Origin of the sequence: Qipengyuania qiaonensis (assembly GCF_019711515.1) — a bacterium.
Classification (GTDB): domain Bacteria; phylum Pseudomonadota; class Alphaproteobacteria; order Sphingomonadales; family Sphingomonadaceae; genus Qipengyuania; species Qipengyuania qiaonensis.
On record NZ_JAIGNO010000018.1, the window covers coordinates 1 to 22,299 of the forward strand.

Annotated in this window: 19 protein-coding genes; 16 read left to right on the forward strand and 3 right to left on the reverse strand. The window is 60.6% G+C overall.

Features of this window, described 5'->3' with window-relative positions:
• Nucleotides 1–37: 37 nt before the first annotated feature.
• Nucleotides 38–1,060, reverse strand: coding sequence for a tyrosine-type recombinase/integrase (locus K3174_RS15890; protein WP_247712241.1), 1,023 nt, complete (start codon nt 1,058–1,060; stop codon nt 38–40).
• Between the two features lie 859 nt (nt 1,061–1,919).
• On the opposite strand from K3174_RS15890, the gene K3174_RS15895 reads away from it, so the two are divergent.
• Complete coding sequence (locus tag K3174_RS15895) at nt 1,920–2,924, forward strand: LacI family DNA-binding transcriptional regulator (RefSeq protein ID WP_247712242.1); 1,005 nt, start codon at nt 1,920–1,922, stop codon at nt 2,922–2,924.
• Between the two features lie 37 nt (nt 2,925–2,961).
• Here K3174_RS15895 and K3174_RS15900 read toward each other — a convergent pair whose 3' ends face one another.
• A complete protein-coding gene (locus K3174_RS15900; protein WP_221560461.1) occupies nt 2,962–4,236 on the reverse strand; it encodes an MFS transporter in 1,275 nt (424 codons plus the stop codon).
• 199 nt (nt 4,237–4,435) lie between these two features.
• Here K3174_RS15900 and K3174_RS15905 point away from each other — a divergent pair, with 199 nt between their 5' ends.
• From K3174_RS15905 to K3174_RS15940, 8 genes are all read left to right on the forward strand, one after another.
• The gene (locus K3174_RS15905) at nt 4,436–6,922 is read left to right on the forward strand and encodes a TonB-dependent receptor domain-containing protein (protein ID WP_221560425.1); all 2,487 of its coding nucleotides are present in this window, start codon (nt 4,436–4,438) and stop codon (nt 6,920–6,922) included.
• Nucleotides 6,923–6,980: 58 nt separating this feature from the next.
• On the forward strand, nt 6,981–8,105 hold the full coding sequence (locus tag K3174_RS15910) for a glycoside hydrolase family 68 protein (RefSeq protein ID WP_221560426.1): 1,125 nt from the start codon (nt 6,981–6,983) through the stop codon (nt 8,103–8,105).
• Nucleotides 8,102–8,992 (forward strand): ROK family protein, encoded by an 891-nt coding sequence (locus K3174_RS15915; protein WP_345719674.1) that lies wholly within the window; start codon nt 8,102–8,104, stop codon nt 8,990–8,992. The genes K3174_RS15910 and K3174_RS15915 overlap by 4 nt, the downstream gene beginning before the upstream one ends.
• A 434-nt stretch (nt 8,993–9,426) precedes the next feature.
• Nucleotides 9,427–10,080 carry a glutathione S-transferase family protein gene (locus tag K3174_RS15920; protein ID WP_221560427.1) on the forward strand — a complete coding sequence of 218 codons (654 nt, stop codon included), beginning with the start codon at nt 9,427–9,429 and terminating at the stop codon, nt 10,078–10,080.
• On the forward strand, nt 10,080–10,715 hold the full coding sequence (locus K3174_RS15925; protein ID WP_221560428.1) for an FMN-binding negative transcriptional regulator: 636 nt from the start codon (nt 10,080–10,082) through the stop codon (nt 10,713–10,715). Before K3174_RS15920 ends, K3174_RS15925 begins: the two co-directional genes overlap by 1 nt.
• Nucleotides 10,715–11,791: a bifunctional DNA-binding transcriptional regulator/O6-methylguanine-DNA methyltransferase Ada gene (gene ada / locus K3174_RS15930; RefSeq protein ID WP_221560429.1), complete on the forward strand. Its 1,077-nt coding sequence runs from the start codon at nt 10,715–10,717 to the stop codon at nt 11,789–11,791. The genes K3174_RS15925 and ada overlap by 1 nt, the downstream gene beginning before the upstream one ends.
• 338 nt (nt 11,792–12,129) lie before the next feature.
• Nucleotides 12,130–14,049, forward strand: coding sequence for a TonB-dependent receptor domain-containing protein (locus K3174_RS15935; protein ID WP_221560430.1), 1,920 nt, complete (start codon nt 12,130–12,132; stop codon nt 14,047–14,049).
• 66 nt (nt 14,050–14,115) lie between these two features.
• Entirely contained in the window at nt 14,116–14,886 is a 771-nt protein-coding gene (locus K3174_RS15940; RefSeq protein WP_221560431.1) for a 2OG-Fe(II) oxygenase, read from the forward strand.
• A 383-nt stretch (nt 14,887–15,269) separates the two neighbouring features.
• Here the strand turns inward: K3174_RS15940 and K3174_RS15945 are convergent, their stop codons facing one another.
• Entirely contained in the window at nt 15,270–15,695 is a 426-nt protein-coding gene (locus tag K3174_RS15945; RefSeq protein ID WP_221560432.1) for a VOC family protein, read from the reverse strand.
• A 61-nt stretch (nt 15,696–15,756) separates the two neighbouring features.
• Between K3174_RS15945 and K3174_RS15950 the strand changes: the two genes are divergently transcribed.
• The 7 genes from K3174_RS15950 to K3174_RS15980 all read left to right on the forward strand — a co-directional run bounded on the left by K3174_RS15950 (nt 15,757) and on the right by K3174_RS15980 (nt 21,987).
• Nucleotides 15,757–16,356 carry a TetR/AcrR family transcriptional regulator gene (locus tag K3174_RS15950; RefSeq protein ID WP_221560433.1) on the forward strand — a complete coding sequence of 200 codons (600 nt, stop codon included), beginning with the start codon at nt 15,757–15,759 and terminating at the stop codon, nt 16,354–16,356.
• A 242-nt stretch (nt 16,357–16,598) separates the two neighbouring features.
• Nucleotides 16,599–17,342, forward strand: a complete 744-nt coding sequence (locus K3174_RS15955) for an HAD hydrolase-like protein (protein ID WP_221560434.1) — start codon at nt 16,599–16,601, stop codon at nt 17,340–17,342.
• Nucleotides 17,343–17,372: 30 nt separating this feature from the next.
• A complete protein-coding gene (locus K3174_RS15960) occupies nt 17,373–18,485 on the forward strand; it encodes a sensor histidine kinase (protein ID WP_221560435.1) in 1,113 nt (370 codons plus the stop codon).
• A complete protein-coding gene (locus tag K3174_RS17120; RefSeq protein ID WP_221560436.1) occupies nt 18,476–19,237 on the forward strand; it encodes a LytR/AlgR family response regulator transcription factor in 762 nt (253 codons plus the stop codon). The genes K3174_RS15960 and K3174_RS17120 overlap by 10 nt, the downstream gene beginning before the upstream one ends.
• Before the next feature lie 57 nt (nt 19,238–19,294).
• Nucleotides 19,295–20,704 (forward strand): alpha/beta hydrolase family protein, encoded by a 1,410-nt coding sequence (locus tag K3174_RS15970; RefSeq protein ID WP_221560437.1) that lies wholly within the window; start codon nt 19,295–19,297, stop codon nt 20,702–20,704.
• Nucleotides 20,705–20,973: 269 nt separating this feature from the next.
• The gene (locus K3174_RS15975; RefSeq protein ID WP_221560438.1) at nt 20,974–21,441 is read left to right on the forward strand and encodes an SRPBCC domain-containing protein; all 468 of its coding nucleotides are present in this window, start codon (nt 20,974–20,976) and stop codon (nt 21,439–21,441) included.
• 120 nt (nt 21,442–21,561) lie between these two features.
• A complete protein-coding gene (locus K3174_RS15980; RefSeq protein ID WP_221560439.1) occupies nt 21,562–21,987 on the forward strand; it encodes a DoxX family protein in 426 nt (141 codons plus the stop codon).
• Nucleotides 21,988–22,299: the final 312 nt, after the last annotated feature.

The window sequence follows — 22,299 nt, forward strand, 5'->3', positions numbered from 1 at the left end:
AATATCACCAACCGGACGAGGCCCACACTCCGAAAAATTACGCCCCGAAGTGTGCCAAATGTTTTGACGACGGACAGTCCTTGGTGAAGCCCATACGTCGAAATGCCGCGTTGATGGTATTCTCGCTCATTGGACGCTGCTGTGTATGGAACGCCGGGAAGATGTAGCCCTTGGTGCCGGTTATTGATTTCAGCTCCCGAAACAGTTCCAACACCTGGCGTGATAAAGGCACCACATGGGTCCGGCGCGCCTTCATCTTGCCTTCCGGAATCGTCCAGATGGCCTTGTCCCAATCGATCTCATTCCACTCGCCATGGCGAAGCTCGCCGGGGCGCACAAAGACATGGGGTGCGATTTTCAACGCGAACTTCGTGGCCGGGTAGCATTCGAAGCCATCGATAGCGCGAAGTAGTCCGCCTAATTTCTCGGGTTCGAGGATAGCCGCGTAGTGCCGCGCCCTGGGCGTGACCAGCGCGCCCTGCAAGATCGATGTTGGATCGGTTTGGCACTGACCAAGCGCGGCTCCATACCGGAAAACCCGGCTTGCGAAGGATCGGCATTTCTTCGCGGTTTCGAGATTGCCTTTGGCTTCGAGCTTCTTGAGCGCCGCCAGCATCAGTTGCGGATCAACGTCGTTGATTGGCATATTGCCGATTGCGGGCTTTAGCAGGTCAAGGAACCAGCGCGCCTTCCGGAGCGTGGCCTCCGCCCTGCCTTCGGGCACCATCTTCTCGTCGATGTACTTGTTGGCGATGACCTCGAAGGTGTTCTCCGCACCAAGCTTTAACCTGGCCTTCTTGCGCTTCCGCTCCAGCATTGGATCGATGCCATCGGAAACCTTGAGCCGTGCTCGGTCACGAAGCTGGCGCGCTTGCGACAAGCTGACCTCTGGAAATGCGCCGATGGGCAGCTTCTTTTCCTTCCCGCCGAAGCGGTACTTGAAATACCAGAGCTTGGAGCCGTTCGGCTTCACCAGAAGCAGCAGCCCCCGTGAGTCGTATTTCTTGTACGATTTGTCGGCAGCCCGGAAGCCTTTGATTTCCTGCACATTGAGGCTCATTTGGGGGCCTCACTTTTTTGCAAGTTGGGGCCTTTTGAGCTGGAGCCCCCAGCCGAGGCCCCCAGAGACGTTGGAACAAAGCGGAACAAAACAAGACCTCGCTTTCTGCGCTAGAGGTCAAGAATGGCAGAATTCAGCCATTTTCGCAATGTTTTGGAACGTTCTGAAAAGAACAAATGGTGCCAGAAGAGGACTCGAAAGAACAACTTAAAGTGCTCAATTGAAACTCCTTTTTAGACTCCCTTCATACCGGAACCATCGTTCTTACCATCAGCCGAGTGCGATGTGTTGGTTCGATCTCAAACCAAGAAGCCTCGTGTCGATTTAGCTGAATTCCTCAACCGAGTCGCGGCTCAGTTTGCTGATGTAAGGCTCGATCTCCGTAAGCCCCATTAAGGTGACGGTTTCCGCGCTAAGAGGCTTCTGTGCGACGCGCCGACCCGAACAGGTGCCATGATCTTACGAGTGTCGGGGTCGAGGTCCACTGCGGCCCCGTCGGTCCAAATTCCTTCATCCCGGGATTTGTGGATGCGGCGGTCAAAATCCTTCCCCGTCGCGACGTGCCTTTCCGCATCAAGTTTCGCTACGGTAACATTTACAATATGGGCCTTCGCTGAATGTACTAGGCAGCGAAATTGCGGATGGTGTGATATGCTTGTTTGCGGCAAGAGGTCTAAGGCAATGCGTCTTTGAAAGGCGCGTGACGATTGCTGCCCCTACGGTTAACTGGGTGTTTCTAGCGAGCAATTGCCCACTTGATTTGCCGCCGGTCCCCACAAAGCGGACCCATCATGGCATAAGACTGCCATTGTGATATGTCTCTCCATGCGGCCCTGCTCATTGAGAAAGGATGCTAAAATTGAACAAGGGGCCGAATACGCTGGCTGATTTGGCACGGATTGCTGGTGTTTCGGTGACGACGGTGTCACGGTCGCTCGCTGGCAATCCGGTCATCGCCAAGAGCACTCGCCAACGTGTGGTCGCACTCGCTCGCGAGCATGGCTTCAAGATCAATCAATCGGCGCGCAATCTTCGCCTTAAGCGAACGGGCGCGATCGGTGTCATCTTGCCCTTGGGGCACGAACAACAGCAGCATCTGTCCGATCCATTCTTCATGAGCTTACTCGGGCCCCTCGCGGATGCATTGAGCGAGAACGGCTACGATCTGCTTCTTTCGCGCGTTATACCGTCGGACGAGGGCTGGCTCGACGAAATGACCGATTCCGGAAAGGTGGACGGGGTTATAGTCATTGGTCAGTCCAACCAGACCGACGTCATCGAGAAGGTTTCTGCCCGGTACCGACCGATTGTGGTCTGGGGGGCCGCCGCCCCCGGAATGCTCCAAACAACGGTAGGCTCTGACAATATTGCTGGGGGACGGCTCGCTGCTTCGCATCTCCTGGCCCAAGGACGTCGCCGTCTTGCGTTCTTTGGTGCCTCGGAAGTTCCGGAGTTCGCCGCGAGACTCGATGGGTTTCGTCAGGCAATCTCAGAAGTCGCAGATGCCAAGGAGCCCTTACTGCTCCCCGTTCATTTGACGACTGAGGAATCCTACTCGGCCATTGCCGAATTTCTATCGGGCCATCCCCCCCCGGATGGCATTGTCGCAGCATCCGACGTCATCGCGATGAGCGCACTTAGGGCGCTCGGCGAACGGGGTTTGAGAATCCCTCACGATGTCGCGGTCATCGGATATGACGACGTGCTTATCGCAACCCACACCAATCCACCACTCACGACCATCCGCCAAGACGTCGAGCGAGGTGCGCGGTCGCTAGTCGAACTCCTTTTCCAGCGAATGGAAGGCAAAGAGGTCAGTTCGGTCATGATGGAACCGGAATTGGTCCTCCGGGTATCAGCCTGAGCGGACATGCAGTCGGCCATCGGCAGCGGCGACTAGATTAAGCTGGTCGACGCTCGGGCCGCCCTCCCGCCTTTACGGCTAAAGTTGCTACGGCGCCTACGATCATCATGACACCAGCAAGAAGGAGAACGTTTCTCGGATCGCCTCCCAGGAGCGGCCGGTACATGAGCGGCATGGTCAGCGTCTGAATCAGCATCGGGATGACGATGAACATGTTGAAGATACCCATGTAAATGCCGTTGCGCTCGGGCGGAATGCTGTCCGCCAGCATGACGTAGGTATTACCCATCATTCCGGCCCATCCGATACCGATGCCAAGCATCAGCACGAAGAGCAACGGCACGGTTGTCGTCGACGGGATAAGCAACATGGCCAGACCCGAGGCCGTTAGACATACCGCGTGCACGTTCCTCGCGCCCAATCGTTTGACCACGGGGATGAGAGCCAGCGCACCAGCGAATGCGATGATATTATAGATCGCCCCCGCCTGTTGTGTCGTCAGGGTCGCCTCCCGGAAGGCGGCGCTCGAGGGGTCAGACGTGTCGTAGATCGAGCGACCGACGGCGAAGGTAATGTATTGCCAATAGGCGAACATCGCATACCACTGGCAAAGCATCGCCAGACTGAGCTGCCGCATCGCGGGCGGCATCTGGCGGATGGCATCGACGATCTCTCGCGCGGTCGAGCTGACGGTACTTGGCCGGGCTTCCAGAGCCGCTCTTTCCGCCGGGGCCAGCGGCAGTTCGGGCACGCGCCAGATCGACCACACGATGGTGCTGATCGACAGGATGGCACCGATCACGAAGGCGATCCGCACCACCGCCGGAATGCCGTTGGCATCGAGCACGTCGCGCGCCACGATCGACGTGAGCAGCGTTGGCGCGAGATAGGACAGCGTCTGCGCAAGCCCGGTGAACGCGCTCTGCGTCAGGAACCCCGTCGCGCGCTGGTCGGGCAGGAGGCGATCGGCCACATAGGCCCGGTAGGGCTCCATCGTGATGTTGTTGCCGGCATCGAGGATCCAGAGCAGCGAAGCGGCCATCCAGAGCGCGCTCGAATAAGGCATGAGAAACAGGCTGATCGAACAGATGATCGCGCCGATGAGGAAATAGGGCGTCCGCCGGCCGAGGTGCGATTTGGTGCGATCGCTCATGGCCCCGACAATGGGCTGCACAATGAGTCCGGTCATCGGGCCGGCCAGCCAGAGCAGCGGAATGGTCGCCTCGTCCGCGCCGAGGAAGCCATAGATCGGACCCATGTTTGCCTGCTGCAGACCGAAACTGAATTGGAGCCCGAAGAACCCAATATTCATCTCGATGATGCGCAGCAGCGACAGCCGCGGTTTGATGCTCGCGTGCACTTCTCGTCGTCCTCTCCCGGACACTCGCGGTCCGTTATCGCACGAGAGCTACCAAACGGCGCAATCGTTTGCAATAACTGTTGCAATCGATTGCAAAATGGGTCATCGAGCCCACCAAGCCTGGGAAAACCGGCGGTACAGGAGATGGATCATGAAAGCACGCTACACCCTTCTGGGCGGAGTCATGCTGTCCGCGTTCGCGGTCAGCGCCCACGCGCAGGACGCCGATCAGCCCGCCTCGACCGAGACCGAACCGCCCGCCGCGAACGAGAACGTCATCGTCGTGACCGGCGTCGCGCGCGGCACGAACGCGCTCGAAGCCTCGGTCTCGATCAGCTCGCTCGATGCGCAGACCATCGTCGACACTGCTCCGCGCTCTTCGGCCGAGCTCATCAAGCAGATCCCCGGCATCCGCTCTGAGAGTTCGGGCGGCGACGGCAACGCCAATATCGCGGTCCGCGGTCTTCCCGTGGCGGCGGGCGGCGCGAAGTTCCTGCAGCTGCAGGAAGACGGCCTCCCTATCCTCGAGTTCGGCGACATCACCTTCGGCAACGCCGACATCTTCCTGCGCGCCGACTACAACATCGCCCGCGTCGAGGCGATCCGCGGCGGCTCGGCCTCGACCTTCGCCTCCAACTCGCCGGGCGGCATCATCAACTTCATCTCCAAGACCGGAGAGGAAGAAGGCGGATCGTTCGGCCTGACCGCCGGTCTCGACTACCGTGAGTACCGCGCCGACTTCGATTACGGCGGCTCGATCGGTCCCGACACGAGCTTCCATGTCGGCGGCTTCGCCCATGTCGGCGATGGCCCCCGCGAGGTCGGCTACGACGGGTCGCGCGGCGGCCAGATCAAGGCGAACATCACACAGCGCTTCGATGGCGGCTATGTCCGTCTCTACGGCAAGTATCTCGACGACCACTCCGTCGGCTATCTGCCCAACCCTGTGATCGTTACCGGCACGGGCTCTGACCCGGAATATACCAGCGTCGCCAATTTCGATATCAACCGCGATTCGCTCCATTCGCGCTTCTTCACGCCGATCCGCTCGCTCGATGGCGCCAACCAGCCCGCGAGCTTCGACATCGACGAAGGCATGCACCCGGTGGTCATCGCCGGAGGTCTCGAAGCTCAATTCGAGCTCGGCGGTTTCACGATCACCGAGCGGTTTCGCTACGCCGATATTTCGGGCGGGTTCGTCTCGCCCTTCCCGGGCAGCGTGGGCGGCGCGCAGGCGGCAGCCGATGCGATCGGAGGTCCGGGCTCCTCGCTGTTCTTCGCCAGTGGCCCCAATGCCGGCACGCGCGTCGCCGATCCGGCGAGCCTGGGAGGCAACGGCCTGGTCGCCAACATCGTGCTGTTCAACACGCGCCTTAACAGCCTCAACAACCTGACCAACGATATCCGCGCGACCAACGAGTTCGACTTCGGCGGCGGTTCGGCCGCGCTCACGGCGGGATTCTACTATTCGCGCCAGGACATCGACACCGACTGGCTATGGACCAGCCATCTGTTCTCGGTCGAGGGCGAGGGTAACGCGGTGCTGCTCGATGTGCGCAACGCGGCAGGGCAACCGATCACCCAGAACGGAACTGTCGGCTTCGCCGCAACCTTCTTCGGCAATTGCTGCCGCCGGTCGTACGATCTGCGCTACGAGACCAAGGCGCCCTTCGCCGCGCTGTCGCTCGAATTCGGCGGGCTGACGCTCGACGGAAGCCTGCGTTACGATTTCGGTGACGCATCGGGCTCGGTTGCGGGCGCCGATCTTGGAGGCGGGCGCGTCGGGATCACTACTTTCGACTTCGACGGCAACGGGGTGATCGATCCCGCCGAAGCGCAGACCGCGACCCTTCCGCTCGGCAGTCCCTCGACGGTCGATTACGACTACGATTACCTATCCTACTCGATCGGTGCCAACTATCTGCTGACCGACGATCTTTCGGTCTTCGGTCGCTACAGCAGGGGTGGCCGCGCCAATGCGGATCGCCTCTTCTTCAACGGCGATACCATCGATCCGGTCACCGGCGCTCCGGTGGACGATGCGGTGGCCGTGGACTTCGTCGATCAGGCGGAGGTCGGCGTCAAATACCGCGCGGGCGGTCTCGCGCTGTATGCGACCGGCTTCTATGCCAAGACCGAGGAGCAGAACTTCGAGGTCACGTCGCAGCGGCAGTTCGACCGCGAGTACGAGGCCTACGGTGTCGAACTCGAGGGTTCCTATCGCACGGGTCCCTTCAGTCTTTCGGGCGGCGTCACCTATACCGACGCCGAGATTGTAAGGGACACGCGCCAACCGGTATTCGAAGGCAATACGCCGCGCCGCCAGGCGGACTTCATCTACCAGGCGACCGCAGCCTACGACAGCGAGCTGTTCGGTCTGGGCGTCAACGCCATCGGCACGACCGACAGCTTCGCCGGCGACAACAACGATCTGATCCTTCCGGGCTACACGACGGTGAACGCCTTCGTGAATGTGCGCCCATCGCCCGGCATTACGGTGTCGCTGAACGCGAACAACGTTTTCGACGTGAACGGGTTCACCGAAGCGGAAGAGGGTTCGATCCCGGCGAACGGCATCGTGCGCGCGCGCTCGATCAACGGACGGACGGTCTCGGCATCGGTTCGGTTCGATTTCTAATTTCTTCCCGACTGGCCCGGACCTCGTGTCCGGGCCGATTTTCGCTCAGGGCTCCGCCATGCCGCCTATCGAGACGACCAGCTGGACGGCCGATGATGTCGCGCACATTCGCCTCGATGCCGCGACGACCGCGCCTGTAATCGACCCCAGCGCGGTCAAGCGCATTCTGCCGGGCATCGACCTTTGGGATCTGTGGCCTGTTCAACACCGCGACGGGACGGTCGCGCGCATCGCGGACGGCGCGCTTTACATGGTGCTTTCGGCACCCATTTCGGATGACCCAGAGGACCGCCACGGCGTTGCCCGGATTAGGCTCATGCATCTGGCGGAAGAGGAGTGGCGCGACTGCGGACCGCTGCTTCCCTATGGCCATTCGCCGGGAAGCCGCGAATGGGCCGGAAGCGCGATCCTCGAAGACAGGGAGGTTACGCTCTACTTCACCGCCGCCGGCCGCCGCAACGAATTGCAGCTCTCCTTCGAGCAGCGCATTGTCGAGACCACCGGTCGCCTGCGCTGCGAGAACGGCGAGATCGCCATCGTCGAATGGAGCAAGCCGCAGGAATGCATCGTCGCCGATGGTGCGACCTATATGCGCGACATGGAAGGCGGCGGCGCGATCGGCACGATCAAGGCGTTTCGGGATCCGGCCTATTTCGAGGATCCGGCGAACGGCCGCAAATATCTTCTCTTTACTGGCTCGCTCGCGAATACTTGTTCGCAGTGGAACGGCGCAATCGGGATCGCCGCCGGTAACGAAGACGGCAGCTGGTCGCTGCTCCCGCCTCTCGTCACCGCGGACGATCTCAACAACGAACTCGAACGCCCGCATGTCGTCGTCCACCAAGACCGCTATTATCTCTTCTGGTCGACGCAGGCCAGGGTCTTCGCGCCCGCTGGTCCGATAGGTCCGACGGGCCTCTATGGCATGGTCGCGGATCGGCTTGGCGGTCCATGGCGACCGCTGAACGGGAGCGGCCTCGTGCTCGCCAATCCGCCAGAGGCGCCCTTCCAGGCGTTCAGCTGGCTCGTCACGCCCGATCTCACCGTGCGCAGTTTCGTCGACTATCCCGGTCTAAGCGAACCGGCGAAGTGTGCGGACGCGGCGCGCCAGGCATTCGGCGGGACCCCTGCACCGCCCTTGCAGCTGCGGCTCGACGGGGAACGGAGCATGCTGGTCTCGTGACCCAGGACGCTTCCCGGAATGAGGGCCTGGTCGCCGGGATAGAGGCGGGCGGAACGAAGTTCGTCGTCGGCGTTGCAAAAGCGACCGTGCTGCCGACCGCACGCACGGTCATTCCGACCACGCGCCCGGCGGAGACGCTGGCCGCGGTGACCGACTGGCTGCGCGAGCAGGGGCCGATCCGGGCCGTCGGCATCGCAAGCTTCGGTCCGGTCGAGCTCGACCCGGCCTCGCCCCGTTGGGGCCATATCACCGAGACCCCCAAGCCGGGATGGAACGACTGCGATCTCGCCGGCATCGTAGGGGAGGCGCTCGGCGTGCCGGTGGGGTTCGATACCGACGTCAACGGCGCCGCGCTGGCCGAGTTCGTCTACGGCGCCGGAAAGGGCATGCGCTCGCTCGTGTATGTAACGGTCGGGACCGGGATCGGGGGTGGCCTGGTGGTCGACGGACGCATTCTGTCGGGCGCGGGGCATCCCGAGATGGGCCATTTCTATCCGCGACGAAGCGCGAAGGACTGGAACTTCATCGGAGCCTGTCCGTATCATGGCGATTGTCTCGAAGGGCTGATCAGCGGCCCGGCGATCCAGAGGCGTTGGGGTGCGCGTCTCTCCGATTTACCTGACGATCACCAAGCGCATGGCATCGTTGCAGACTATCTCGCTCAACTCTGCCACACGATCTTCGCACTTACCGCTACGGAAACGATTGTCCTTGGCGGGGGCGTAATGGCGACGACTGGTCTTCTGGATCGGGTTCGCTCTAGGGCGAATGCGATCGGCGGCTGTTACTTCCCAGGTAGAGCGCGACAGACGATCGTCGCCCCCCAACTCGGTTCCGCTGCCGGACTGGTGGGAGCGATCGAACTAGGACGCCGCGCTGTAAAATAACTTGAATAAGGAGAAGCAGACATATCGTTAGTGCGGAAGAGGTGACTCTCGCTTCGCCGCATGTCGAGGCCGAGGATCGTATCGCTGATAGCGGGTCGGTATTCCGTCACCGAAGAGCTTGCGGCGGTATGAGGCACTAGCAACGATAACGGAATTCTCGACCTTGCGCTAAACAATGCAGGCATGGGTTATATGGTCGGCTTTCTTGCCCCTCGTTGAGATTCCGTCCGTCCGTCACCGGCGATCACCGCGCAAACCGCCGGGGAACGACAATTGGGTCGTGTTGAGGCAGGACGCCTAACCAATGACTTTGCCCAACATTATTCCTGGCAAGTGAAATCCCAAAGTTTGAATTTGATCGCAAGGAGCGGGACGTGTTTGCGATCCCGAACAGATAAGTGTCTCGACATCTGTCGTGGTCGCACACGGCTCCAATGGACGAACTGACAATGCTTACGCTTTATGACTACCTCCCCTCGCAGAACGCCTGGAAGATTAGGCAGCTGCTCGGTGCCCTCGACTGTCCTTACAAGACGGAACTGATCAGCATCTTCGAGGGCGAGGGCCATGCCGACGAATTCCTGCGGATCAACCCGTGGGGTGCGGTGCCCGCCATTCGCCTCGACGACGACAGGGTCCTGTCCGAATCGAGCGCCATTCTCTGGCATCTGGGGCGGGGAACGCGGTTCCTTCCGGACGATCCTTTTCAGGGCGCGAAGGCGGTGCAGTGGCTGTCGTTCGAAATCGACTACGTGCAGAATTCGCTCGGCAGCCTGCGCTACTGGACCCTCACCGACAAGCTCGGCGCCCGGCCCGCCGACATGGTCACCGGCAAGCGGGCCACGGCCGAGCGCGCGCTCGCGATCCTCGACCGCGAATTCGCCGAGCGCCCCTTTATCCTGGGCGATGCGTTGTCGATCGCCGATATCGCGCTCTACGCCTATGCGCATCTCGCCGAAGATGCGCGGCTCGATGTGAGGGGTCTGACGCATTTCCTGGCCTGGACCGAGCGCTTCCGCAGCGAGAGCCCGTTCCTTGCGGAAGTGCACCCCTACGCGATCGATCCGCATTCTTCCGGCGAGTTGTGATGCGCACCTCTTCGATCTTCCAGCCCGACGAGGTCGCTGCGCGTGCCATGTTCGACGAGCATCCGCTCGCACAGATTTTCTCCTGGCACGGCGGCGATGCTGCCGCAACGCCGCTGCCGTTGCTGGTCAACTGGAGCAAGGACGGTGCGCCGCGGGTCACGAGCGTTGTCGGCCATTTCGGCCGCACCAATCCGCAGCTCGATATCATCGCGCGCAATCCGCAGGCGCTGATCACCTTCATGGGTCACCATTCCTACGTCTCGCCATCGTGGCTCGATGACCGGACCCAAGCGCCGACTTGGAATTACGCGACCGCCCATCTCGTCGTCGATATCGCGCTAATGGACACGCCGGCAGCGGCGCGAGCAGCGGTCGATCGCCTGACCGCGCACATGGAGGCCGGGCGTCTGCAGGCCTGGCATAGGGACGAGATGGGTGCGCGCTACGAGCAGCTGGTCCGCGGCGTTATCGCCTTCGAGGGCAGGGTCGTCGACGCTAGATACAAGTTCAAGCTCGGGCAGAACGAACGTCCCGATGTGCTGCGCGACATCCTCGACGGTCTAGCGAGCGAGGGCCGGCACGATCTGCGAAAGTGGATGATCGCCCAAAATTCCGGCAGGCTGGAGAGCGTGTAATGCGGGGAACGAAGCCGCCCAAGAGCGATCCCGAGCGCATCCTTGCCGATCCGCGCTGGAACGCGCTCGTAACGCGCGACAAGACGGCCGACGGGTCGTTTTTCTATTCCGTGCGCAGCACGGGTGTCTTTTGTCGGCCATCCTGCGCGGCGCGCCTGGCGAAGCCCGAGAACGTCGCCTTTCATGCGACGAGCGGGGATGCCGAACGCGCCGGCTTTCGCCCGTGCAAGAGGTGCAAGCCCGATCAGCCCCCGACTGAGCAACGCGTGGCCGCGCTGATGGCGGCCGCCTGCCGGACGATCGAGGACGCCGAGGACCTGCCGAATCTTGCCGCGCTTGCCGGAGCGGCCGGACTGAGCCCGAGTCACTTCCACCGCGTGTTCAAGGCGGTGGTCGGGGTCACGCCCAAGGCCTATGGCGAAGCGCGCCGCACGGCGCGGGTACAGAGCGAGCTGGCCGATGGCGCGAGCGTCACCGCGGCGTTCTACGGCGCGGGCTTCGGCTCGAGCAGCCGCTTCTACGACAAGGCCCCGGCCATGCTCGGAATGGCGCCTTCGCGATATCGCCGCGGCGGGATGGGCGCGACCATCCGGTTCGCGGTCGGTGAGAGCCGGCTGGGTGCGGTGCTGGTCGCGGCCAGCGAAAGCGGCATCTGCGCGATCCTGCTGGGCGATGATCCGGAGGAACTGCTGCAGGATCTCCAGAACCGGTTCCCCAGCGCCGACTTCGTCGGCGGCGACGATCGGTTCGAACAACTGGTCGCACGCGTGGTCGGTTTCGTCGAACAGCCCCATACCGATCTCGACCTCCCGCTCGATATTCAGGGCACCGCATTCCAGCAGCGAGTCTGGCAGGCGCTGCGCGCCATCCCGGCCGGCAGCACGGCGAGCTATGCCGAGATCGCCCGTGCCATCGGTGACGCGGGTGCCGCCCGCGCGGTCGCCGGCGCATGCGCCGCCAATCCGCTCGCGGTTGCCATCCCGTGCCACCGCGTCGTGCGCAGCGACGGCGCGCTCTCGGGCTACCGCTGGGGCATCGAGCGCAAGCGCCAGCTGCTTGAAAGCGAAGCCGCCTGATCTGCGGTTGGTCCCCGCAAGTACGCGACCCTTGCCGGAAAACAAGTTCAGGCTTCACAGGCAAAGACAGCGTGAGGTGCAATTTCGCGGGCCGTTCACCGTGCCTGTAGGAAGGCGACGAGAGCCAAGTTCACCTGACCTGACGTCCTGTCGTCCGAGGTCACTGTGAACGGGCGGTACGCATATCCTGGTGAACGTTGCACTCAAGCCTTCCGAGCATCGTGCGATTCCCGCGCAACAAGCGGGACGCAACGCTCCCAGACCGATTGTAGCAGGGCCGCTCCGGGGCAGAAGTGACCCCTTCAGGGAGTGAGCGAGTGGTGTCTGGAAACTGGATTATGGCAGGGGTATTGAGTGCCCTGCCCGCCGGTGCATGGGCGCAGGCGACCGAGAACGCGACGACCGAGGCGGAGGATGCCTTCGGCTATACGGTCGGCGATGAGTCTGTCGGAATCTACGACCAGAGCTCGGTGCGCGGATTCGATCTCGAGGCGGCCGGAAACTACCGCATCAACGGCTACTATTTTGTCAAGAGCTCGGGTGTCAGCCGCCTATTTGTCGAGTCCACAGCGGTCAGGATCGGCTACAACACGTTCGGTCTGGCCTTTCCCGGGCCCTCGGGGGTGGTCGACTATCGACTGCGTGACCCCAAACCGGGCGAACATTCGCTGCTGACCGCCGGCATTGACGACGATACCCGCCCCTATCTTGAGCTTAATCTCCGCCACGGCGATCCCGACGACCGCTGGTCTGCCTCGTTCGGCGTCGGCGGAGTGGTTCCCGCCGCGGGTACCGATGGTGCCACGGCCAGTTCGCTGATTATCGCCGGGACGGTGCGTGCATCGCTCGGCAAGGAAGGGTCGGCGCAGGTCTTCGCCGGGGAATATGCCTATCGCAACCAGAGCGGCACCCGGTTCGGGATCACCGAGGGGCAGCTTCCGCCGCGCGTGGAACGCAGACGGTATCTCGGCCAGTCCTGGGCCGAGGAGCGCGGCGAGTTGCGCATCGCCGGCGTGATCGTCGAACAGCCCATCGTTCCGCAGATTGCCCTTGCCTGGATCGGGACCTTTTCTCAGTCCGATCCGACCCGTTCCTACAGCCAGTTCTTCACCGAGTTCGACGACGACGGCGAGGCGCGGTCCACGATCGTCGCATCGCCGCAGCAGCGTTCCACCGCCTGGTCCGGGGAAGCGCGCGCCACATGGACCGGGCGCAGCGGACAGCTCGCGCATCGGGTCATCCTGTCGGGTCGCCTGCGCCGATCGCGCGCACTGTTCGGCGGGGACAGTGTGATCGAACTCGGGCGGGTTACACCAGAGGGCGGCGTGCCGCGTCTGCCAGACCCTGCGTTCCTTGCGGAGGCCGAGGCCGACCGGACCACCGCCGTCGACCAGTGGGGTGCGGGCCTTGCCTATCTCGGCGCGCTGGGCACGCACGCCCGCGTGAACCTCGGCCTTCTTAAGACCGATTACCGCAAGACGTTCGAGGCGCCGGGCGGGCGCAGTTCGAACCGCTCCGCCCCGCTCCTTTACAATGCCGGCCTGATGATCCGGCCCGCCGCTTCGCTTGATGTCTATGCCAGCTATAGCCGGGGACTGGAGGAGGCGGGGACCGCGCCCGCGTCCGCCGCTAACCGCAACGCGGTGCTCGACGCGGTGCTCGTGACCCAGGCCGAGATCGGCGTTCGCCACGTGCTCGCGCCCGGTCTCAGCGCGATCCTGGCGGGGTTCGAGACCACCAAGCCCTACGCGGCGATCGATCCTGCTACCAACGTCTTCGGACTGAACGGCTCGGTCCGCCACCGCGGGATCGAGGCCTCGCTGTCCGGCACGATCGCGCAGGGCCTCTCGATGGTCGCGGGCGGCGTCTTCCTCGATGCCGAAGTGATCGACGAGGCGGATGGACCGGGCGGGAATTCCGCGCGCCCGGTCGGCGTGCCGCAATGGCGGCTCGTCGCATCGGCCAATTACGCCATCGCGAGCGTGCCCGGCCTCGAACTCGATATCGGCGGCCGGTACACTGGCGCGCTCGCCGCCACAGCGGGCACCATTGCCGGAGCGGAGCAGACCTTGCTGCCGGCGGCGTTCCTGCTCGATGCCGGGGTCCGCTATGCGATGCACCTCGGCGAGAAGACCCTGACATTCCGCGCGCAGATGCTGAACCTCACCAACGACTATGCCTGGCAGACCGACGGATCGTCCACCCTGGGCTATTCCCCGGCCCGCCGGGTCCGGCTGGCCGCGACCCTCGGCTTCTGAGACCGCGCTTCGATGACAAGATCCGGGATGCCGGCGAGCGCCTGCGCGGCTAGCCGGGAGGACATGATGGATTCATTCGATAATCGACCCCTTTCCGATGAGGCTACTCCCCGCCCCGCTGCGCCTCATCGCGAACTTGGCACTGGGGACAATGGCAGCATCCTGTCGCCGGACCAGTTGGGTGAACTGTCCGAGCGCGGTCTTACCGTGGCATGCGGCCTGTTCAACGAACGGGAATGCCTCGCGCTGGGCTCGGCCTATGCGGAAACCCCTCTCTATCGCAGCACCATCGACATGCGGCGCCACGGCTTCGGCGAGGGCCAGTACCGCTATTTCCGTTATCCGCTGCCCGGCTTCTTGCAGCGCCACCGCGAGCAGCTTTACCGATCCCTCGTGCCGGTCGCCAACGAGTGGCGCGCGATCCGGGGGCTCACGTCCCTGCCGGCCGAACACGCGGACTACATCCGGTGCTGCCACGAGGCCGGGCAGGTTCGCCCCACGCCGCTGATTCTGCGCTACGGGCCAGGCGACTACAACCGCCTTCACCAGGATATCTACGGCGAGCACGTCTTTCCCATCCAGGCGGTGGTTATGCTCTCGCGGCCTGGCGAGGAGTTCACCGGCGGCGAGCTGGTACTCGTCGAACAGAAGCCGCGCTCGCAATCGCGCGCGAAGGTTGTTCCGCTGCGGACGGGCGATGCCGCGCTCTTCGCGGTCAACGAATTCCCGGCGCGCGGATCGCGCGGCCATTACCACCTCAAGATGCGCCACGGCGTGAGCGAAGTCCTTAACGGTGAACGCCTTACGCTTGGCATCATTTTTCACGACGCAAGGTAACTGTAACCTTGGCAGATTGTCGTTGGACTTCTTTCGCGCGCGCCCATTTATCCGTCGATGATTCAAGATTACGGGTCACTTGCGAGACGGGCTCGCATATACCGCAACGAGTTCAGGTTTTTCTTTCGGTGATTAGACAGATCACGTTGCGTTCGCCGAAGCTTCTTCGCTCCCGATTCCTTGTTCTTCCTATGAGGCCTAGCCTGAGAAACGGTAGTGAAGTAAAACCTATGTAAAATTCAGCATCGTATTCTAGCTCATTGGTGTCTGCAGTGTATCACAGCGTCCGGTGTTCAAAGCGGTGCCGAAGAAGAAGAAACCGGCAGCAGATCCTACTCGGCTATGCGGATGGTTTTGGCAGACAGCTCTCCACTGGAAGGGGCTTAAGTTGGCGACGTTTCATCAAGGTACTGGGCGGCAAATTCAGCGCTCGGCGCGATGGGCTTGATCACATCGATGAGCACCCCATTGGGATCATGAGTGATAAAATGCCGCTGCCCGAAGTCCTCGTCTCGCAGGGAAAGGTCGATTGGTAACCCATTTTCGAGTGCCCGTGCGTAGACCTCGTCGACATCGTCGACCTCGAAGTTGAGAAGCATTGATGACGTCCGCCCGCGCCCCCGCTCCGGTATGGTGGCGTGATCACCCTGCAGGATCGCCAGATTTACGCTAGGATCGTCTTGGCTTTGAAGGTGAACGTACCAGTCGGACTCGAACACGGCTCTGAACGGGAAATGGCGGACGTAAAACGCTGCCGTCGCTGTGACATCAGTTACCATCAGTACCGGATAGAAACTCGAGATTTTCATATCTTGCACCTCCTCTGAAAAACATACATTCTGTATGTCGAATAACAAACAGGCAGTCTGTATGCAACAACAGAACCGCAGGACGAACCCGCAGCGAACGGCTGCGACGCGCGCCCGGCTCGTAGCGACCGCCCGGTCGTTATTTGTCGAACAGGGGTTTTCCAGGACGAGTACCCCCGCCATCGTGGCCGCGGCGGGAGTGACGCGCGGCGCTCTTTATCACCACTTCACTGACAAGCAGGCAATTTTCCGCGCGGTTGTCGAGGCTGAATCGCAGGCTGTTGCAAATGCAATTGATGATGCCGATGACATCGGCCTGTCGGCACTGGACGGCCTGCTGGTCGGTGCCCGGGCCTATGTGGACGCCATGCAGATCAGGGGACGTGTCGAGCTTCTGCTGATCGAGGGGCCGGCAGTCCTCGGTCGTGAGCAAATGCGACGGATCGAAGCGCACAACGGTGATGCAAGCCTGCAGAGCGGTCTTGTCGAAGCAATGAACAACGGCCATCTTGTTCAGATGCCGATTGACGAGCTGACCTCCGTTCTTTCTGCGATGTTCGAACGCGCGGCGATGGAGATATATGAGGGTCGCTCGCTATCGCGGGTACTTGATGTGGTCGAGGGCATTCTGCGGGGACTCTCTGGCAGATCTGTTTCATGATACACCCATCACCGCTCGCAATCGCTGCACGGAATGCCTTCGCAAAGGCACAAAATTCAATCGCACATTGTCGCGCCAACATCGGCTGCAAGGCGTCATCCGTTTTCAATGCGGGTTCGAAAACTGCATCAGCCGTATGCCGCAGCTTCGATCACAGCACCATGCAGTCCCATCTGCAGGATGGTTGGGAATGCCCGCCTTTAAGCCGTATCTCGAAGTCATGATGGCTTTGCCCGCAAGCCGTGACTGAACCCAGCACCCGGGACTTAGGAGGCATGATGCGAGGCGGCAAAATTCTTGAAGGAGCGACGCTTGCATTTGATCTTGACGGAACCCTGGTCGACTCTGCCCCTGACATTATCCGTCATTTGAACACTGCGCTTGGGTCCTTCGCGCATCATCCGATTGATGCATGCGCAGGACGAGCACTTATCGGGCGCGGTGCGCGGGCAATGCTTGATGCAGCGACCCGCCAAAACGGCGTCACTCTCTCGTCCCGCGAGCTGGATATGATCTTTCATAGATTTGTAGAGCTTTACTCAGCTCAGCCCATCAAATTGACCCGGCTCTATCCAGGGGCACTTGACGCGGTGCATTGCCTTATCGATTGTGGCGCATCCTTGGTCGTTTGCACAAACAAGCTCACGTCGATCGCCGAGGCCGTACTCACAGGTATCGGCGTCAGATCGGCATTCGACGGCGTCTTTGGCTACGACGCTGTCTCTGCCTGCAAACCCTCTCCTGCCCACCTTGTGGAAGCCGTAACACAGATTGGCGGCGACCTTACGCGAACCGTCATGGTAGGCGATTCGTCCGCTGACGCTTGCTGCGCCCACAACGCGGGCGTTCCCTTGGTAGTTGTGTCATTTGGCTACAACGATGTGCCGCACGCGCAGCTTCGCCCCGCGGTCCTAATTGATCACTTCGACGAGCTCCCACCGTCTTGCGCGAAGATCGTCCAGGCAAATAAGCGATCAACGGGCTGAACGATTGATGTTCTCCCTGAAAACAGGTTCATGCTGCAAAAGAAGGTGCCGCCCCTGCCCGCCCCCTTGGGTGGCGTCCACATGGCTGACATGACGATTTCACCCAGGCAGTTGACCGGCCGCGCCATCCTCACGGTGCTGGTTGGCTGGCTCTGCCTTGCAGCACTTTTTGGTGGTCAGAGACTTGGGCTCGTGGAAAGTGGTGAGGCACGTTGGCGCGTCATCGCCGAGGTCATTGTGTACAATGCGCTGTGGGCGCTCGCATCGCTGATGCTCTTGTGGGTTATCCGCTCACGCCATCTCAATCCGGAACCAGCAGTCCGCTTCTATCTGCTGCAAGTTCCGCTCAGCTTGCTGACTGTTCTGATCCTGCTGGCACTGCACGCGTTCAGCATCAGCGCAACCGGTATCGCGCCTGCAACCGACTTCCGTGCCCTGCTTGCCACCGCCGGGCCCTCTGCGCTCGTGATCTACTGGATGGTGCTCGCTGCCATCATGGTATCCGAGTATCGCGAGGCAGCTCATCATCGCCGACTTGTCCAACAGCAGCTTGAGCGAAACCTTCTCGATACCCGCTTGGCTATGCTGCGCGCCCAACTCAACCCGCACTTCCTGTTTAACACCCTTAACACGATTTCCGGGCTGATCGACACAGAGCCCGGGACGGCCCGGCGGCTGATCGTTCGGCTAGGCGAACTTCTTCGATCATCGCTGGCTCCACGCGAAGGCGCTTTCATCACGCTTGCGGATGAATTGCAGACGCTGCAAGCCTTTCTGGAGATTGAAAGGATTCGGTTTGGCCCCCGTCTGCAGATCGCGATGAACATCGAGCCGGCTTGCCTGCATGCCCGCCTGCCGGACTTTGTCCTGCAGCCGCTGGTCGAAAACGCATTGCAGCATGGCTTGTCCGGAAAGTCCGGTCCTGGCCGGCTGGAATTGACAGCAGAACGCAGAAGTGATCGCCTGCGTCTGACCGTCAGCGATGACGGTGCCGGTTTCAGAAGGGAGGGCCTGATCGAAGGCGTCGGACTTCGGAACACGAGGGAAAGGATCGCAATGCTCGGTGATAGTGCGGCATCGATGCGGATTGACGCAGCAGTGGGACAGGGCTGTTCCGTCACGATTGATTTTCCGTGGCAATAGTACCGGCAAGGCAACGACTTCGCGCCATTATCGCCGATGATGAGCCAGTCGGGCGCGCACTGGTCAGGCAGATGCTCTCGCGCCATCCGGACATTGATATTGCTGCGGAGGCTGAGGACGGCGAGCGCGCACTTGAGATTGCCTCGGAACTGAGGCCCGATGTCATGTTTCTGGACATTCAGATGCCCGGTAGAGGCGGCATTGCCATAGCAGAAGCATTAAGGCGCCATCGCCAGTCACCCGCAGTCGTTTTTGCGACCGCCCACGACCGCTTCGCCGCGACTGCTTTCACGCTCGACGCCGTCGACTACCTTCTCAAGCCATTTGACGAGGAGCGGTTTGACGCAACCCTCGAACGCATACGCCGCCGTCTTGGCTATGGCGCAGGGCACGACTGCTACCGAACCTCGGTTGCCGTAATTGACCGCCAGATGACATGGCTCTTGCCGACCAGATCGATCGAAACCGTCCGAGCCGCAGGAAACTATGTCGAGGTCTCGACAGCCGAGGGCGCACGGCACCTCGTTCGGGAAACACTTGTGCGTCTCGCGGAGCAACTCGGTCCGCCCTTTGTTCGTGTGAGCCGGACGCTCATTATCCGCACAGATCGCATTATTGGCCACGCCAGTCTAGGGCGTGGTGATACATGCCTCACGCTGTCGGACAGGTCTAGGGTAACGCTGACGCGTCGCTTCCGTAGAGGGTTTATGAAGCGGAGTGCCCTGCTTGGAGCCCGTTCATCCCATATTTGATCCCTCCCAAACCAATAACATAGACTACGGGCGGCAGTGAGCTGAAGAATATTTGATATGCTTATGTTCATGCTTTCACTATTCGTCGCAGCGGCACAACCCGCTTCCCTCCCCACGTCCACTCCGCCGGAAGACTCACCCAGTATTATGAGCGTATCAACGTCCGTTCTCGACGGACACTGGGTCGGCGGTATCATCGTCCCAGCCGGTTTGACCATTCCCTTCGAACTCCATATCGATGGAACGGTCGGGCACTTCGCCGCACCCGATCAGGGCGCCAGCGACATTCCGATTCGGGTCGCCCTATCCGAGAATAATGTTGTGGTAGAGGTGCCTAGCGCCAACGCGAGGTTCGAGGGTATTCTATCGAACAACAAGTCCGTTCTAGAGGGCCAGTGGACTCAGGGCGAACGGGCCTTCCCTGCCACTTTCCGCAGAGCGTCTAGCACGACGAATTCTCCCGGCACTATGAACCGTCCGCAGACGCCAGTACCGCCCTTTCCCTACTCGAACGAAGAATTATCAATTCCCGGCGGAGCTACCGACGTTCGATTGGGCGCGACGCTTACTGTTCCTGTATCCCGCAACGAACGACATCCGGCGATTCTGCTCCTTGGTGGTAATGGTCCGCAGGATCGCGACGAGACACATGCGGGCCACAAACCAATGGCCGTGATCGCTGACCATCTGTCCAGGGAAGGCTTCGCCGTTCTCCGATTCGACAAACGCGGAGTTGGGGATTCCTCCGGGGACTACTCTGCGCTCACTGGACCGGATCTTGTTGCAGACGCGATTGCGGCTCTTTCTTATCTCCGGCGACATGAGAAAGTCGCGTCCGATCGTATTTGTATTCTGGGTTTGAGCGAGGGCGCAACGATCGCTGCCGAGCTTACTAGATCAGGCCAAGTCACATGTGTCATCTTGCTCTCACCGCCAGGCCTTCTACCGATTGACTTGTTCGTGCAGCAGAAACGCGACGTCGCGGCTGCTGCGGGAATGACGACGGACGAGATCGACCTGCTGGCCTTGGTGGTGCAACAGCAACTCGAGGCCGTGGTGCGGGGCGCAAGTCGGAGCGAGATCGCTGCCATTGCGCTCGACGCGGGCCTCACGGACGCCGAGGCTAACCGCCTTGCAGAGGAATGGCTCTCTCCAGAAGTTCGCACATTGCTCGGAAACCATCCCACCGAGGCACTCACTGGCTACGTGGAGCCAGTCCTCATCATTACTGGCGGACTAGATCGACAGGTCGATCCTGATCTCAATTTGCCCCCGATCCGTCGTGCATTGGAAGGGAACTCGGAAGCGCAGTTCTTGCAATTCGACAATCTCAATCACATCCTGCAGCCAGCTTTGACGGGGAGTCCCTCGGAGTATGCAGAAGTCGATATCACTATCGACCACCAAGTACTGAACGCAATGGTCGATTTTCTTGAGTCGACTCTTGGTCCAGCCGACGCTGAATGATCGCCAAGGGAGCATTCAAGGTGGAAGGAGAGTTTGATTGCGTCTCTCATCGGAGTCAGCCAAGGCAACGTACAGATATCAGGTACGTTCCAATCTAGTGAATGAAAATAGGTTTTACAGCAGTGCATGCTGTTGGACTTAGGTTAATCGATTCAACGTGGATGTAGTCGCATGCTGCTTGGGGGTATTTATTATAAATCCTCTCAGATGATCGCTCCGGTTCTATTGAAGGACGATTCATCACAAACTTAGACCAAGGATTTTACTTCATGTCCGCTCCTGTCACTCACGGAACCGTTGTGGTCGAACGAGAGTTCGCTACTTCATCATCACGCCTGTTTGATCTGTTTGCGAAGGCATCTGAACGGGAGAAATGGGGTGCGCCCAATGAGGGCGCTGCTTACATTATAGAGAAGGACGATTTTCGGGAGGGTGGAAATGGTCTGGTTCGCTGCGGCAACGCCGCTGATCCGCGAATTACCGTCCAGACTCATTATCACCGGATCAGCAATGGGCGGTTGTTGGTTTTTACCGAGCACATTAGAAATGACGGTGATCCACTTGCGGTCAATGTCACGACAGCGGAGTTTGTTTCTCACGACGCCGGGTGCCGGCTTCGTACCACAATTCAGATTGCTTCGTTCATTGGCGAAGAGATGATCTCTAACACGCGGATGGGGCATGAGGGCTCAATGGATGGTCTGGAGAGATATCTAGCGAGAACGGCGGAAATCTGATTACCCGTCCTACTGTATCTGCGACTGCGGCGCTGCCCTCTACAAGTGCCACGATCCGAGACGGAGACGTCAGAAGGTCAAAGAGCGAACGTCAATATTGATCCGAGATGAATCATGATTATGAAGAAGCTTTTTCGGCTTTCGCGTTTCGAAGATTTGGCATTACTTATACTTCGCGTCAGCACAGGCGGCTTTCTTCTTTATCAATGTCATGATAATGTATTAAATCCCGATCGCATGACAGAGTTTGCAAAGTTCATGGAACAGTTTGGCTTCTGGCAGCCAAGCATTCTCGCACCTTTTGCAATCTTCTGGCAGATGGCTGCAGGTTTCGGATTTATTGCTGGTTTCTACGTTCGTGCATTGGGGCTGGTCACAGCGCTTCAGTTCACCGTCGCGGTTGTGATGGTGCATCTCAACGACCCTGCAAATATCCTTTGGAGCGCAGCCGTCCTGATCGTCATAGGCCTTTATCTAGCGACACGCGGGTCAGGGCGGTTCGGTTTTGACTATCGATTAGAGCGAAAGTTGGCGCCTTCCAGTTAACTGGTCCTTCGGATGCCAACCATCGGAAATTAGTCTGAAAAAGGCGCCTACGCGAGTGGCAGCGAGAGGTTCGGGCGCATCCGTGGATGCGTCATTGGATTAGCGCGATACTGTTCAACAGACTTGGTACAGGCCATCGGGTAGAACGGACATAACTTAGCATGACGAGGAGAAGCAGGCTCGGGGCTGCTTTCTGAAAGCACTCCATTTCCGTTCGCTTCGCTCAGCCAGGTCGAGTGCTCGGGAGAGATTTGCGGTGCGCCCGGCGAACGTGCTTATGGTTTCGACAAATGGCTTCCTGCCGAATGCGAT